Source organism: Ruegeria sp. BG8 (genome assembly GCF_056538325.1).
This window is the reverse complement of record NZ_JBQFSZ010000014.1, coordinates 24723-40593: the sequence shown is the minus strand read 5'-3', so window position 1 is coordinate 40593 and position 15871 is coordinate 24723. Positions and strand designations below refer to the sequence as shown.

Below are 15871 nucleotides of genomic sequence, written 5' to 3'. Positions count from 1 at the left end.
AAAGCACCTGAAGGTCACCGGACAAAACAAGGCCGCGGCTTTTGCCGCAGCCCTGCCTTTGTCGGTTTCTCTGGATCAGATATCAAGCGTGTGTTCTTTTTCCCATTTTGAGAAGTGGGATACGAACGAGTTCCATTCCTGATGCTTCATCTTCAGGAAAGCGCTCGAGAATTCTTGGCCCATCATCTCCTTCAGCTCGGCGTCCTTGTCGTATTCCCGCAGCCCATCCAGCATGTTCAACGGCAGCTTGGGCGCATCGGTGACAGTGTGCCCTTCGGCGTACATGTCGATGTCATAGCGCTTGCCGGGGTCAGCCTTGCTGCGAATGCCAGACAGACCGGCGGCAATGATCACTGCCTGCAACAGATAAGGGTTGGCCGCGCCATCAGCCAGACGCAGTTCGAACCGGCCCGGTCCGGGGACGCGCACCATATGGGTCCGGTTGTTGCCGGTCCATGTCACCGTATTGGGTGCCCAGGTCGCGCCCGACATGGTGCGCGGCGCGTTGATACGTTTGTAGCTGTTCACCGTGGGATTGGTGATCGCCGCCAGCGCACTGGCATGTTTCATGATGCCGCCGAGGAAGTACTTGCCCTGTTCGCCCAGACCCACTTCTCCGGTCGGGCCGTCGCCCTCACCCGCGAACACGTTGGTCTTGGCATCCGCGCCCGGTGCATCCCAGACCGAGATGTGCGCGTGGCAGCCATTGCCCGTCAGCCCCTCAACCGGTTTCGGCATAAACGTGGCGCGGAAGCCGTGTTTTTCGGCCACCGATTTGGTCATGAACTTGAAGAAGGAGTGCTTGTCGGCGGTTTTCAGAACGTCGTCAAACTCCCAGTTCATTTCGAACTGGCCATTGGCGTCCTCGTGGTCGTTCTGATACGGGCCCCAGCCCAGTTCGAGCATATAGTCACAAATCTCGCGCACCACGTCATAGCGGCGCATCACCGCCTGCTGGTCATAGCAGGGCTTTTCTGCGGTATCGAACGGGTCGCTGATCTGCTCACCATCGGGGGTCAGCAGGAAGAATTCGGCCTCGATCCCGGTTTTGACATGCAGGCCCATCTCGGCGGCCTCATCGATCAGACGGCGCAACACGTTGCGCGGGGCCTGGGCGACATCTTCGCCCTCCATCACGCAATTGCCTGCAACCCATGCAACCTCGGGCTTCCACGGCAGTTGGATCACCGAAGACGGGTCTGGCACGGCCAGCATGTCGGGATGCGCGGGCGTCATGTCCAGCCATGTGGCAAAGCCTGCAAAACCAGCGCCCTCTTCCTGCATGTCCGCGATCGCCTGCGCGGGCACCAGTTTGGCCCGCTGCCCACCGAACAGATCGGTGAACGAGATCATGAAGTATTTGACGCCTTTTTCCTTGGCGAAAGCTGCCAGATCTATCGTCATGATCGGCTTTCCTTTCCCTGTTTTTGTGTTTCAAATCGAAAAAGGCGCGACCCCGGAGGGCGCGCCTTGATATTTGTGTGATCAGAACCCGGCTTTGCCCGGATACCAGTCGGTGCCCGCCAGAGGCACACGCGCCATTGCGGCGGCCTCCATCGTAAGGGCGCACAGATCCTCGGGTTCGAGGTTGTGCAGATGATTGTGCCCGCAGGCGCGCGCGATGGTTTGCGCCTCAAGCGTCATGACCTTCAGGTAGTTGCGCAAACGGCGGCCAGCATCGACCGGGTCCAGACGCGCGGCCAGTTCCGGGTCTTGCGTGGTGATACCTGCCGGGTCCAGCCCTTCGTGCCAGTCATCATAGGCGCCGGTCGTGGTGCCCAGCTTTTGATACTCGGACTCCCATTTCGGGTCATTGTCCCCCAGCGCAATCAGCGCCGCCGTACCGATGGCCACTGCATCCGCGCCAAGCGCCATGGCCTTGGCAACATCCGCACCGGTCCGAATACCGCCCGAGATCACAAGCTGCACCTCGCGATGCACACCCAGATCCTGCAACGCCTGAACGGCGGGGCGAATACAGGCCAGCGTTGGAATGCCTACATGTTCGATGAACACGTCCTGCGTTGCGGCTGTACCGCCCTGCATCCCGTCCATGACGACCACATCGGCTCCGGCCTTCACCGCCAGCGCAGTGTCATAATAGGGCCGTGTCGCGCCAACTTTGACGTAGATCGGAACCTGCCAGTTGGTGATCTCGCGCAGTTCGAGGATTTTGATCTCAAGATCATCCGGCCCGGTCCAATCCGGGTGGCGACAGGCCGAGCGCTGGTCGATCCCTTTGGGCAATGTCCGCATCTCGGCCACGCGGTCGCTGATCTTTTGGCCCAGCAACATGCCGCCGCCACCGGGCTTTGCGCCTTGCCCCACCACGATCTCAATCGCGTCGGCCTTGCGCAGGTCGTTGGGGTTCATGCCATAGCGCGACGGCAGATACTGGTAGACCAGTTTGCTGGAATGACCACGTTCCTCGGGCGTCATGCCGCCGTCACCGGTGGTGGTCGAGGTGCCAGCAGCCGATGCGCCACGGCCCAACGCCTCTTTCGCGGGGCCGGACAGCGCGCCAAAGCTCATGCCCGCGATGGTGATCGGGATATCCAGCTGGATCGGGTTCTTGGCAAAACGCGTGCCCAGCGTCACCGAGGTATCGCAGCGTTCGCGATAGCCTTCCAGCGGGTATCGGCTAACGCTGGCCCCCAAAAACAGCAGATCGTCAAAATGCGGTACCTTGCGTTTCGCGCCACCACCGCGGATGTCATAGATGCCGGTGGCCGCCGCGCGGCGAATTTCCGCGTTGATCGGGTTGGAAAAGGTCGCCGACTGGATCGGCACGGTGCGGGGGGTCTGATCGTCCATATCTTTCATACCCTTTATCCTTAGTAAGCGGCCGATTTGTCGACGTCGAAATTGTAAAGCTGACGGGCCGAGCCATAGCGCTTGAACTCTTCCGGCTTGGCATCTGCGCCTGCGCGCTCCAGCAGGTCTTTGAGGATTTCCAGATGCTCAGGCCGCATTTCCTTTTCGATGCAATCCGCACCCAGGCTTTTGACTGAGCCGCGCACGAACAGCCGCGCCTCATAGAGGGAATCCCCCAGCGCGTCGCCCGCATCGCCGCAGACCACTAGATTGCCTGCCTGCGCCATGAAGGCGGACATATGGCCGATATTGCCATGCACCACGATGTCGATCCCCTTCATCGAGATGCCGCAACGCGAGCTTGCATTGCCCTTGATGACCAGCAGCCCGCCATGGCCCGTGGCCCCGGCATATTGGCTGGCATCACCTTCGACGATGACCTGACCGGACATCATGTTCTCGGCCACGCCCGGCCCGACCGAGCCCTCGACCCGCACGGTCGCCTGCTGGTTCATGCCCGCACAGTAATAACCGGTCGAGCCCTTCACGGTAACCTCAATCGGCGCGTCCAGCCCGACCGCGATGGCGTGGCTGCCTTTGGGGTTAACCACCTCCCAGCTGGTCTGGTTGGTCTCATTGCTCTGCTCCTGCAGGGACGCGTTCAACCCGCGCAGGCCGTCCGCCTCAAGATCGTATGTCTGCATATCAGGCGGCCTTCTTGTTCGGGGAGTCATTGTGCGACCAGAAATACACCGTGGCGGGTTCCGGTTCCCACACGCGGGCATCTTCGATGCCCGGCAGGTTCACCAGGGCACGGTATTCGCTGCCAAACGCCACGTATTGATCGGTTTCCGCCATCACCGCCGGTTTACAGGCAATCGGATCACGGACCACGCCGAACCCGTCCTTGGTGCCGACGACAAAGGTAAAGAACCCGTCCAGATCCTTAAGGCTGCTTTCCAGTGCCTCACCCAAGGACGCGCCGTTCATCATCTTCCATGTCAGATAGGCCGCGCCCACTTCGGTGTCGTTCTCGGTCTGAATATGCACCCCCTCGCGGCGCAGCTTGCGGCGCAGAGAGTTGTGGTTCGATAGCGAGCCATTGTGCACCAGACACTGGTCATCCCCGGTATTGAACGGGTGCGCGCCCATCGTGGTCACCGCCGATTCCGTCGCCATCCGTGTATGACCAATCCCATGCGTGCCGGTCATGCCGCTGAGGTTGAAGCGCGCGGCCACGTCTTTCGGCAGACCGACCTCTTTGTAAATCTCAAGGCTCTCACCCCGGCTCATGATCCGTACCGCAGGGCGAATTTCGGCCAGTGCAGCACGCGCAGCTTCGAACTGATCGCCCGGAACGTTCAGAACCGCGTGCGTGTCGTTGATCGTCTGGGTCACCGTTGCGCCCAGCTTTTGGCCCAACTCATCCGCCAACCCTGCAAAATCCTGCTGGGGGTCATGGGACTGCACAGTCAATTTGGTGGTTCCCTGCGCCGGATCGCCATAAATCGCGATGCCCGCACTGTCGGGTCCGCGGTCGGTCATGGTGATCAGCATGTCTGTCAGCATATCGCCCAGCTTGGGTGACAGCGACTGGTCTTTAAGGAATAGTCCGACAATTCCGCACATGGCAGACAGCTCTCCTTGCGTGTTTCGTTCTGATTCCACGCTAGCAATAAACACTGGCAACCTCAATAATTTTAGGAAAGTTTTTTTCCTGATGGGCAAATAATGCTCAAAATCTATGCATACGCGTTTTACGACTGGCGCAGTTGAATATCGTCCAGTTCTCGGGGTAGCGGTGTTACGAGCACCACCTACCAATCAATCCGCCAAGATGGGCCAAAGAGCTAACCTCTTGCTTGCGAGAAACAGCAGCCAACTGCCCCAGCACAAAGACAGGCTGGGCTTTATTGGACCACCAAAAGCGAAAGCTTTGGTTCTTCAGTTTGTCTGCGGATAGCTGATGACGGACAAATAGCGCGCCGGAAGGCTGACCAGCCGTTCAGGGCCATGTGGCGCGTCGGCGTCAAAGAACAGGGTATCGCCCGATTTTAGGGGATACACCTGATCGCCGTGGCGATAATCGACTTCTCCTTCAAGCATGTAGATCGTCTCGATCCCGGCATGTTGAAAGGTTGGGAAAACGTCAGATTCTGCGGTCAACGTGATCAGGTAAGGCTCGACGATCACGCCCGAGCCGTTGGCACCAATGTGGCCCAGAAGGTTGTATTGATGGTTCGCGCGCGTCCCTTCGCGCTCAAGCGCCACCCCTTCTCCGGCCTTGGTGTGCACAGCATCGCGCCGCTCTTCGAAACGGCGGAAAAAACTTGTCAGCGGTACTGAAAGAGCATCGGCCAGCAGTTGCAACGTTGTTAACGAGGGCGATGTATTCCCGTTTTCAATCTTGGACAGCATCCCGATCGACAAGCCAGTCACCTGCGCAAGTTCGGCAACCGTCGTGTTCTGTTGTTTGCGAAAGGCCCGAACCTCGCGACCAATGGCGACCTCCAGAACCTTTTCCCGATCTCCGGATCGGATCGAGTGTGGATCCTGAGTCAGTTTTATCATGGCAGTCTTATCGTTGTTATCGGCGTTCATTGTTGTGGGCCTTGCTATAAGTATGTGAGCCTGCTCAGCAAGGAACTCTTGCCCTGTATCTTTCTTGGAGACAGAATACCCGAAATTTACTTGTAGTAAAATTTTTTTCAACACAGGCGCGGCTGTGAGCAATCAAATCAGCGCTGATGATATCGAAAACCCGCGGGTCACGACTTCTCGCCTAAAATTAGCCTCTCAAAAAGACAACAAGCCCGGGTTTCCCCGGGCTTGTTCTTTGTAAGTCTAGCAAATTACTCGCCCGCGGGCAGCTCTGATATCGCGCCGTGCGTCGTGGGGATACCTTGGGCTTCTCGTCGACTGTCGTTGTAGATGGCCTTGATCAAGGCAAAGCACATCAACACCATGACCACCGAGAAAGGCAAAGCCCCGATTACCATCGCTGTCTGGATCGCTCCGGTGCCGCCGGACAGCAGCAAGCCGCCGACCACAAGCGCAAGCGCTGCACCCCAGAATATGATATGCGGGCGCGCTTTGGGGCCTTCGTCACCAGCGGCGTTGATCGTGTTAACGATCAAAACGGCCGAGTCAGCAGAAGTCACCAGGAACGTCATCAGCAGAATAACGATCAGAACCGCCATCGCCCAGGCCAATGCTTGTGCAATCGGCGCCAGCATGAACTCGGTCATCGCAAAAATCTTGTCGCCATTACCTGCGTCAAAGATCACACCGTTAGCGTTGCCGTTCAGTTCGAGGTCAATCGCAGTGCCACCGGCCCACGAGAACCAGATGCAGCACATCAGGCCGGGTACCAGCATCGCGCCCAGAACGAACTCTCGAATGGTGCGGCCTTTCGAGATACGGGCCAGGAACAAGCCGACGAACGGTGCAAAAGCGATCCACCATGCCCAGTAGAACACGGGCCACCAACCCTGCCATTGCGCCAGCAGGAAGGCTTCGGACCCTTCGACACCGTCTGAGCGATAGACGTTAAAGCTCAGGTACGGCAGGGCCAGGATGTAGTCCCAAAGACCCACGACCAGCGCTGTCGCACCGAACCATGTTGCGCCAAAGATGATGAAGAAGCCCAGCAAGAAGATGGACAGAACCATATTCAGGTTGGACAGCCATTTGATGCCTTTACCGACACCGGAAAGCGCGGACAGTGTCGACGCCCCCATGATGAAGGCCAGCGCGACAATGATGCCGAGGAAATTCACGGTTCCGGCAACACTATCGCCATCTGCGTTCACAGCACCCTCGGGATAGACAAGTCCGCCGATACCAATTCGTGTCAGGCCCGCAACGAACTGATCAACACCAAAGCCAAGCGTTTGCGCAACGCCGAGGATGGTCGCAACCACCGCAACGATGTCGATGATATGACCGACCGTACCCGACAGTGCTTTGCCGAACAGAGGCGTCAGAGCAGAGCGAATTGTAAGAGGCAGGCCGCGGCGGTAAGCGAAGAACGCCAATGCCAAACCGATGATCGCATAACAGGCCCAGGCACCGGCACCCCAGTGCAGGAACGACCAGACATAGGCGGTGCGGATATTGTCTGCCCCACCAGAAGTCGTCAGGCCCTGGATAACACTTGGGTTGTTTTGGAAATGCGATACAGGCTCTGCCACAGCCCAGGTCAACATGCCGACACCGATGCCGGCACCAAACATCATGGAGAACCATGAAAAATTGGAAAACTCCGGTTTGTCGCCCGGCTGCCCAAGCAACATGCGCCCCCCGGCAGGCCAGATTGCCAAGCCAAGACACACAACGACAAACAATGCGACGACCCAAATGTACCAAGCCGCGAAGTTGTTCAAAATGGCGCTGTTCCAGGCGCCCAGCGTGGCACCGGCCTGCACAGGCCAAAAAATACACCACACAACAAGGACGCTGATTATGATCTTGGATACGACGGTAACGTTGACGCTAAAGCCGCTGTAGAAACCTTTGTCTGCCGTTTGAATAGGCAGCTCGGTTAATGGTGGTTTAATTGACATAAAGGTCCTCCCATATCGTCTGGTGACGCGCGTGATTATGCCCTCACGCAATTGGTTCAGTGTGCTCGAAGGGTTTTGGACCTATCAAGCTTGTTTTTGCTTTCTTCGTTCAAATCTTAGAGCGCAGACTGCCCCCAAGTTCTGCCAAATGGTGTTTTCTGATGGCACCAAGCGATCCTTGACAAACACGCAGGGCACGCGCTCAGAATGACCCTGCGTCCTGTCAGGCTCTAGGCTTTGACTATAGTGCCGAAGGATGAGGTAGAAAAATGCGTGGAAAAAGTGCAAATATCTGATGGAAGATAAAGGAAATTCCTATACCCTTCTGGCCCGCAGTGCCGCTGATCTGTGCGCTTTCATGGTGGTTTGCAACCGCGGTCAGCTGTCTGCAGCAGCCCGCGATATGAAGGTGTCACAACCCAGTCTCAGCCAACGCATCCGCAATCTTGAGGTTGCATTGGGCACAACTCTGTTCGAGCGCACTGCCAAAGGGGTCATTCTTACCCGCGATGGCGAGGCACTGTTCCGAAGGGTCAGCAGCCCGCTGGGGGAACTTGCAAACCAGTTCAATGCCCTGTCAAAAACCGGGAAACATGAGCGTGTCCTGATTTCGTCCGACTCTGCATTTGCCTACTTTTGGTTGATTCCACGGCTTCCCGCTATTCGCCAGAATCTGGGCGATATCGACATAGGCATACTGGCCTCGGACCAACCCAGGCGTGCGGCAGGCCACGAAGTCGACCTTGTTATTCACATGGCCAATCTGGATCAAACAGAAGCTGGGATGCAGTTGTTGTTCGAAGAAACAGTGGGAATTGTCTGCAGCCCGGCCTTCAAGAACGCAAACTCTCAGATTCGGTCTCCAGTTGATCTGAAAAACTCGTCTCAGTTGCTGCATCTGGTGCCCCCGTCACGCGATAGCGACTGGTGCACTTGGGAAGAATGGCTCAGTGCCCAAAAGGTTGATGCAGACGATATTGGAACAGGTACGGTGTTCAGCAATTACGAGATGGTCGTTCGAGCAGCGCAGGATGGTCAGGGGATTGCGCTGGCGTGGTACGGTTTGATTGATGATCTCATCCGGGATGCCGAATTAACCCCCCTGCTAGAGCAGACCTACAAGACCAAACGTGGTTATTTCATCACCACCGTACAGCCCAATGTATCGCCGAAACTGCTCGAGCTGCGCGACTGGATTTTAAATGAAACCCGTGCATGGCAGCCGGCTCGTCAAGCCTGATACCAGGTAAACGGTTTTGCGCCGTGGCGAGGCACCGATGGCCATCAAACCATACAAAGTTATCGCCGTTGCGGTTTTCGTAAACGGCAACTGCAACCGCACTTGGGCTTTCATTCGGCGCTTTGCCCCCAGTGCTTTTTCAGCAGATATTGGTTCTTGAGCATTTTCAGCCCCAACATCAAATCCACTTCGGCGATGTCGGCAGATTGGTGAATTTCTTTTTCCAGAAAGGCCTGAAACTCTTCCTGATCGTCGGTAACCACTTCCATGATCAGGTCATAGCGCCCACCGACCCATAGGATGAAAACCACCATTTCGTTCTCGGCCAGCCGTTCACCGACCTGTTGCGGGGTAAACCCAGAGGCAGACTTAACGCCGATCATGGCAGTCGTTTTATACGCATCCGCAACCGGATCGACCATCGCAGCGATGCGAAGCTGGTTGTTTTCCCGCAATCCGTTGACGCGATTTCGCACTGTGCCTTCCGAGACGTCCAGCTTCTTGGCAATCTCATTGTACGGCATCCGTCCATCCTTTTGCAGAAAACGGATAATCTTTTGGTTCAGGTTGTTTTCCGGCGAAAGGATACCGTTGATTGGTTTTACATCATTTGCCACTTGTATCACTTTCCGGTCGTTTCGTTTGGGTCGTATTATCGAGAATGCGCCCCTGTTCCAATGTGCCAATGACCTTGGGAGGCAGAGGTTCCCTGACTATTTTGCGCGGGGCGTGAGACAAGATACGTTCCGCGCGTGAACAGATGGTCTGCAACAGTGTCTGCACTGGGCAAACCTCAGTCAGCAGACTGGAAGACGATCCGGGCGCATCATCAGAAAGGTCGCCTTGGACTGTGGACCAAAGCCGTCGGTCCAGACAGACCCCGTCCGCGCCCAAAGTAATCATCGCAGCCAGACCCCGGGCATCCCTGACCCCACCCGAAGCGACAAGGCTAACCTCGTCATCGCGCGCATAAAGATAGTCTGACGCTGCTGGTATCATCGCAAACGTGGTCTCTTCCGACGAAGTTTCGGATCGGCCACCGCCCCGAACCACCATCACTTCGGCCCCGGCTTCAAGGATGTGGTCAAATTCATTTGCCGAACGCGCCTCGCAGATGAGGCGGCAATGCTGATTTCGTATCGTATCGGCGAAAGGGCGTGGATCACCGCCCGACAGATAAATCGCTCGGGGCTGGAATGACAGTACGAAATCCAACATCTCGGGTTCTTTGCTCAGGCGCGCGCTGTCCAGCCCGCATGCGACGGAGATTTCTGCGGCAATTGCAAACTGCGCCGCGATCCAGTCACGGTCGCACGGGCCTGCCCCAATCACCCCAAGCGCGCCCGCTTTGCTTGTTGCGGCAGCAAGCCGGCCATCGGCAATCCCGGGTTCAGGTGACCCGATGATCGGAAAAAGCAATCCGAATCGGCGTGTAAGATGTGTGTCGATCACGGTAATTCACCACGAATGTTCTCTACGATTTTCGCATAATCACTGCCCTCTCTCAATTTTTAAATACGTTTTTCACATAAATTTACGAAAAGCGTAGAAAATTTACTGGACAAGATTGAACTTTTGAGAGTCTGATTGCGTACAGCAACGGAGCCCGGACATATCTGAGGAGGACGCCATGCGAGAGATTACAGCCATGCTTCGTCCGTTTTGGACTGAGCAAGAACCAAGAAACGGTTTGCCCGCAGAAGCCTACACAGAACAAGCGTTCTGGCAGGCCGAATGCCACTCGGTTTTCACCAAGAACTGGGTGTGCATCGGATTTGCTCATGAGGTGAAAAAACAAGGTGAGGCGATGCCTGTGGATTTCGCAGGTCATCCCCTTGTCATTGTACGAAATCAGCAAGGGATCCTGAAGGTTTTCCACAATATCTGCCGTCACCGCTGCCTTCAGCTGGTGGCCGAGCATCGTGTGGTAGGTAACCTGATCCGCTGCCCCTATCACGCATGGGCTTATGATTTGGACGGAAACCTACGGGCCGCACCGCATTTTGGTGGTGCCAATGTGCACAACGTCGAAGGAAAGGATCGGTCGCAGACGGGCCTGATCGAAGTGCGCAGCTACGTGTGGAACGATTGGATCTTCGTCAATATCGACGGTACCGCGCCGCCGTTTGAAGAATACGCAGCCACGATCTGGAACAGGCTTGAAGGGGTCGACTGGACCAAAGTCGAGCAGATCGCAACGCTCGATTTTGGCGAAGTCGCCTGCAACTGGAAGTTCATCATGGAGAACTTCATCGAGCCTTACCATGTTCAGTTCGTCCACAAAACGACCACCGATCAGCCGTTGGAAGACCATTACACGATCATTGACGGCAACTGCATCGGCAGCGCCGTTGATCTGGAGGAAGAGGTCGGCACCTCGGGCAGTCTGGCCGTAAGCTCGCGGTATCTGGCGCTGTATCCCAACTTTATCCTTGGGCGTTATTTCCCTGATCAGCTTGGGGTTTATCTCAACATTCCCACCGGGCCCGGCACGATGGTGCAGAAACGCGGGCTTTACACGACTGAGGGTCAGACCTTGTCCGAAGACCAGGTCGAAGGGCTGAAAAAGCTTTGGTGGGACGTGCACAAAGAAGACCACGAGATGACTGAGCGGATGCAGCTTGGTCGCGCCTCGGTGGTGGCGCAGGACGGGGGCCTTCTGTCTCCGGTCTGGGAAGACAGCGTGCGCGCCTTTCAGGAACGGATCGCGCTGGACGTGACCGCAGTGACTTATACCGAAGAGGAAAAAACAGCATGAGCGACAGCATCAACGCGGGATTCCGTCTGGCGCATACAATGATGCGGGTGATGGATATGGAAAAATCCATCGAGTTTTATTGCGGCATTCTGGGCATGCAGGTCTTGCGCCGCACCGATTACCCCGAAGGCAAGTTCACCAATACCTTCATCGGTTATGGGCCCGAAGCCGAAGGTCCCTGTCTGGAACTGACCGCAAACTGGGATCAGCAAGAGCCATACGACAAGGGCAATGGCTGGGGTCACATCTGCATCGAGACACCCGATGTCTACAAGGCGTGCGAAGAGCTTGCTGCCGCAGGGGTCAATATCACTCGTCCGCCGGGACCGATGAAAAACGGCACCCGCGTTATCGCATTCTGCGAAGACCCGGACGGCTACAAGGTCGAACTGAACGAGAGCATTCTGAAACATCTGGCCGCGGAGGACGCAAAGAATGGGTGAAGCCCCAAGACTGATGAAATGGGATCTGGTTGAGGATCGCTACAACCAGATCGCTGAGAAAGACAGTGACACCTATATCAAGCCAATGGTGACCTCGGCCTTTTCCGACACGATGTGCGGTGGCATCAACGTTTTGAAAAACATCAAGGTGCCATGGGACCTGACCTGCGATGAGATCATCTACGTTCTTGAAGGGACGTTCCGGCTGGTCTGCGATGGCGAGACCTATATCTGCAACCGCGGTGATGTTCTCTATATCCCAAAAGACAACCACATCTCATACGAGGCTGATGAGCGCTGCGTGATTTTCTACGCCGCCTACCCGCACAATTGGAAGCAGCTCGCCGGTTTGACCCACGTGCCGGGCATCGATCCCGACGATTTCGTGCCGGGATAACGGAGGTATCATGTCCAAGATTTACTACGAGAGCTTCTCGGAAGCCGTCGAACGAAATCGCCCGCGCATTGCTGAGGTGAAACGCGAGCTGGAAGAGGCAGGTGTCAAATACGTCATGGCCGCCTGGATTGATCTGCACGGGATTCCCAAGACCAAACCGGTCCCGATGAGCGATTTTGAACCGCTTTGCCTAGGGAAAGGGCCTCAGTTTGCGGTGCATTCGATTTCATATGTCCCGGAACTCAGCCCGGCGGATAGCGATCAGGTTGTCGTGCCCGATCTGGATGCGGTCTATGTCTGTCCCTGGGACAACTCGATGGCCGTGATCTTTTCTGACCTCTACTGGGAAGACGCACCGTACAATGTCTGCCCCCGTCAGGCGCTCAAGCGTGCGATGAGCGAGGCAGCGCAAGACGGCTACACCGGATATGCGGGGGTGGAGCCCGAGTTCATCGTCATGAAATACGATGATGCCGGCAAACCGGTCAAAGCCTTCGACGACGATCTGGGTGCTGCAACCCGTCCGCGACGTCAGGCGTTCGGCTATGATGTCGAATACTCGATAGATTCCATGCCCTTCCTGAAAGAGATGATTGATATCATCGAAGGCTTGGGCTGGAACCTGCATGATGTGGTGGCCGAAGGCGCGTATTCGCAATTCGAGCTGGATTTCCACTATACCAACATGCTTGAGATGTCCGACCGGCTGGCCTTTTTAAGGCTGACACTGAAAGAGGTCGCCAAACGTCACGGCATGTTCGTAACTTTCATGCCGAAACCCACCGTGGGGGATTGGCGATCCGGGGCGCATATCAACATGTCGATGCAGCATGAAAGCCGCCCCGGTGAAAACATCTTTGAAACCCCTGACGGGGACTGGTCCGATGAAAGCCGTTGGGCTGTCGGCGGCCTGATGGAACACGCCGAGGCGATTACCGCGATCACCTGCCCGATCGTGAACTCGTATAACGGTCTGGTGCCTCGTGTCGGCGGGTTCGAAGGCGGCACGGTGACATGGGCCCCGACCAATATCACCTACGGGTTCAACAACCGCTCAGCCCAGTTCCGGCTGCCGCAAAGCCGTCATTGCATCGAAAACCGGGCCTGCGACATGACGATGAATGTCTATCTGGCCATGGCAATGCATCTCAGCTGCGCGGTTCACGGGATCAAGAACAAGATCGATCCGGGCAAAGCCACAGATTTCGACCTGTACGAGAAAACCGAAGAAGAACTGACCGAATTGGGTATCCGCCGCCTGCCCCGCACGCTCTGGCATGCGATACAGGCTTTGAAAACGGATGAAATGGCAAAGCATGTCATGGGCCCTGTGATGCGGCATTCCTATCTTGAATACAAAAATGATGAGTGGGAACGGTATCACCAGTCAGTCACCGATTGGGAAGTGCAGGAATATCTGCGCCTCTACTGATCAAAATATTGGGCGCGTTCGCGCGCCCATTCCATAAGGGCAAAAGGGAAACCGACCATGGCGCAAGACTGCATGTTTTACGAGTTGGGCGACTTCACCTTGTCCTCGGGGCAGGTCCTGCGCGATGCCCGCCTTGGTTATCAGACCTATGGAACTCTGGCGCCGGATGGTGACAATGTCATCGTCATGCCGACCTTTTACACCGGCTCTCACGACCGCAACGAAGGCTATTTTGGCCAAGGCCGTGCCATCGACCCGGCGCGACACTTCATAGTATCGGTCAACCTTTTCGGGGGTGGGATTTCAACGTCACCCAGTACGCCTGGCCCTCAGGCCGGAGCAGCCTTCCCCGAGATTTCGTTTCAAGACAACATTCGCGCGCAACATGCCTTGCTGACAAATGAACTGGGTGTAAAACAGATCGCCCTTGTTCTCGGCTGGTCCATGGCGGGGTGCCAAGCCTATCATTGGGCGGTGCAGTACCCCGAAATGGTCGACGCGATCCTGCCCTTTTGCGCATCTGCACGCACGTCTCCGCATAATTTCGTGTTCCTCGAAGGCGTAAAAGCCGCGCTATGTGCCGATCCCGTTTGGAATGGCGGAGGCTACACCCAACAGCCCGTTGAAGGTTTGAAAGCGTTTGGACGCGTCTATGCCGGTTGGGCTTTTTCTCAGGCCTTTTACCGCGAAGGTCTGTACCGGCAACTCGGATACGAAACTGTTGCGGCACTGCTGGATGACTGGGCCGAGGATCACGCAACGAATTGGGACGCCAATGACCTGCTATGCAAACTCAGGACATGGCAACAAGGTGACATCAGCGCCAGCCTTGCGTTTGCTGGCGATTTCCCCAAAGCCCTGCGCGCGATCCGAGCCCGCACGATCTTGATGCCCTGCGAACAGGATCTTTATTTCCCACCTGCCGATAACGAGATTGAAGCCTTGCACATACCCAATGCAAGTATTCGACCGGTCGACTCGGATTTCGGCCACTGCGCCGCCAATCCGGGTAACGACGTTCAATTCGAACGGGCCCTTGACCGAAACATTGCAGAACTTCTCGCAAAATAGGTTTTCTCGGGTAAACGGGCCTAGTTACTACCTTGATCGACACGGCAAATTGCATAAGCATTGCCCAACAAAATCTTATGCAGATCTGCCATGCGACGCGCCCTTCGAAACAAGCTTGATCAACTCCGCCCAGGTGCTCTGTCGAAACTTGAGCCGGTAGGCTTTGACAGCAACCGTATGCGCCGCCCCCTGCCGCCGTTGCAAACCCTGATCGCGTTTGAAGCAGCCGCGCGACTGCAGAGCTTTACACTGGCGGCGCAGGAACTGAACCTGACGCAGCCTGCGGTCAGTCAGCAGGTCAAGCTGCTCGAGCATCGCTTGGGCGTCAAACTGTTCCGACGCCGCAACAATATGATACTGCTGACCGAGCAAGGAGAGCAATTCGCCGAGGACGTGGACGAGATCCTCAATACGTTGGGCGAAAGCGTTCAGAACCTTGCCCCCGACACCGGCCGTACAACCCTGACTGTCAGCTTGCTGCCGTCTTTTGCCTCAACTTGGTTTGCTTCGCGCGCGCACCGGTTTGTTGACGTCAACCCTTTGGTCGATTTGCTGACCCTATCGACTGTCGCAAAGACAGGCTTTGGGCAAGAGGATGCGGATGTCGCGATCCGATGGGGCCCGGGTGGCTACACGGATGGGTATGAAGAGCTTCTTTTTGGCGAAGAGCATATTCTGGTCGCCTCGGCACAAACGGCCCATCAGTTGGGCGATGTTTCGGACATCAATGCGCTGGCGGATCGGCCTTTTCTACATGACACCAACTACAGTGAATGGCGCCGGGTGATCGAGGTGAACGGTGGCGATCCAAATGCGTTCGAACACGGGCTCTACTTTGGCGACAGCAGTGCCACTGTAAACGCCATTCTCTACAGTCAGGGCATCGGAGTCGTGCGCGACGTAATCGCACGGCATCTTCTGGCCTCGGGCGCATTGGTGAAGTTGCCGTTTGAGCCAGTCAAAGGACCATTTTCCTACTATTTCATTTGTCCTGAGCGACGCGTTGAGCAGCACCGCGTTCAGGCTTTCCTTGAATGGTTGCGGCAAGAAGCGCAAAGCCCATAAGAAATTCTTTTCCAGTGATAAAGGATTCATCATTTGGTGCTTCGCCAGCATTGGGCCAAAATGCGCGCAAAGTATGACCTAACAGC

General features: G+C 56.3%; 15 protein-coding genes. 7 read left to right on the top strand and 8 right to left on the bottom strand.

The features are described 5' to 3' along the window. Positions 1-75: 75 nt before the first annotated feature. The 6 genes from glnT to ACR0DG_RS19830 form a co-directional block, all read right to left on the bottom strand. The gene (gene glnT / locus ACR0DG_RS19855) at positions 76-1404 is read right to left on the bottom strand and encodes a type III glutamate--ammonia ligase (RefSeq protein ID WP_480700091.1); all 1329 of its coding nucleotides are present in this window, start codon (positions 1402-1404) and stop codon (positions 76-78) included. Positions 1405-1485: 81 nt separating this feature from the next. Then, positions 1486-2814 carry an FMN-binding glutamate synthase family protein gene (locus tag ACR0DG_RS19850; protein WP_480700146.1) on the bottom strand — a complete coding sequence of 443 codons (1329 nt, stop codon included), beginning with the start codon at positions 2812-2814 and terminating at the stop codon, positions 1486-1488. A 20-nt stretch (positions 2815-2834) separates the two neighbouring features. Further along, a complete protein-coding gene (locus ACR0DG_RS19845; protein WP_480700090.1) occupies positions 2835-3518 on the bottom strand; it encodes a protein GlxC in 684 nt (227 codons plus the stop codon). 1 nt (position 3519) lies between these two features. Beyond that, positions 3520-4443 carry a class II glutamine amidotransferase gene (locus ACR0DG_RS19840; protein WP_480700089.1) on the bottom strand — a complete coding sequence of 308 codons (924 nt, stop codon included), beginning with the start codon at positions 4441-4443 and terminating at the stop codon, positions 3520-3522. 315 nt (positions 4444-4758) lie between these two features. Next, the gene (locus ACR0DG_RS19835; RefSeq protein WP_480700088.1) at positions 4759-5385 is read right to left on the bottom strand and encodes a helix-turn-helix domain-containing protein; all 627 of its coding nucleotides are present in this window, start codon (positions 5383-5385) and stop codon (positions 4759-4761) included. 281 nt (positions 5386-5666) lie between these two features. Continuing rightward, positions 5667-7379 carry a BCCT family transporter gene (locus ACR0DG_RS19830; RefSeq protein ID WP_480700087.1) on the bottom strand — a complete coding sequence of 571 codons (1713 nt, stop codon included), beginning with the start codon at positions 7377-7379 and terminating at the stop codon, positions 5667-5669. 295 nt (positions 7380-7674) lie between these two features. Here ACR0DG_RS19830 and ACR0DG_RS19825 point away from each other — a divergent pair, with 295 nt between their 5' ends. Next, on the top strand, positions 7675-8619 hold the full coding sequence (locus ACR0DG_RS19825; protein WP_480700086.1) for a LysR family transcriptional regulator: 945 nt from the start codon (positions 7675-7677) through the stop codon (positions 8617-8619). A gap of 110 nt (positions 8620-8729) precedes the next feature. Here the strand turns inward: ACR0DG_RS19825 and ACR0DG_RS19820 are convergent, their stop codons facing one another. Further along, complete coding sequence (locus tag ACR0DG_RS19820; RefSeq protein WP_480700085.1) at positions 8730-9236, bottom strand: Lrp/AsnC family transcriptional regulator; 507 nt, start codon at positions 9234-9236, stop codon at positions 8730-8732. After that, positions 9226-10071, bottom strand: a complete 846-nt coding sequence (locus tag ACR0DG_RS19815) for an NAD(P)H-dependent flavin oxidoreductase (RefSeq protein ID WP_480700084.1) — start codon at positions 10069-10071, stop codon at positions 9226-9228. The genes ACR0DG_RS19820 and ACR0DG_RS19815 overlap by 11 nt, the downstream gene beginning before the upstream one ends. A gap of 178 nt (positions 10072-10249) precedes the next feature. On the opposite strand from ACR0DG_RS19815, the gene ACR0DG_RS19810 reads away from it, so the two are divergent. The 6 genes from ACR0DG_RS19810 (at position 10250) to ACR0DG_RS19785 (ending at position 15785) form a co-directional block, all read left to right on the top strand. Then, complete coding sequence (locus ACR0DG_RS19810) at positions 10250-11377, top strand: aromatic ring-hydroxylating oxygenase subunit alpha (protein WP_480700083.1); 1128 nt, start codon at positions 10250-10252, stop codon at positions 11375-11377. Continuing rightward, positions 11374-11820, top strand: a complete 447-nt coding sequence (gene gloA / locus ACR0DG_RS19805; RefSeq protein ID WP_480700082.1) for a lactoylglutathione lyase — start codon at positions 11374-11376, stop codon at positions 11818-11820. The genes ACR0DG_RS19810 and gloA overlap by 4 nt, the downstream gene beginning before the upstream one ends. Next, the gene (locus tag ACR0DG_RS19800) at positions 11813-12217 is read left to right on the top strand and encodes a cupin domain-containing protein (RefSeq protein ID WP_480700081.1); all 405 of its coding nucleotides are present in this window, start codon (positions 11813-11815) and stop codon (positions 12215-12217) included. Before gloA ends, ACR0DG_RS19800 begins: the two co-directional genes overlap by 8 nt. 10 nt (positions 12218-12227) lie before the next feature. Next, positions 12228-13649, top strand: a complete 1422-nt coding sequence (locus ACR0DG_RS19795; RefSeq protein ID WP_480700080.1) for a glutamine synthetase family protein — start codon at positions 12228-12230, stop codon at positions 13647-13649. A gap of 57 nt (positions 13650-13706) precedes the next feature. Then, positions 13707-14720, top strand: coding sequence for an alpha/beta fold hydrolase (locus ACR0DG_RS19790; protein ID WP_480700079.1), 1014 nt, complete (start codon positions 13707-13709; stop codon positions 14718-14720). Between the two features lie 90 nt (positions 14721-14810). Continuing rightward, entirely contained in the window at positions 14811-15785 is a 975-nt protein-coding gene (locus ACR0DG_RS19785) for a LysR substrate-binding domain-containing protein (protein ID WP_480700078.1), read from the top strand. Positions 15786-15871 lie beyond the last annotated feature (86 nt).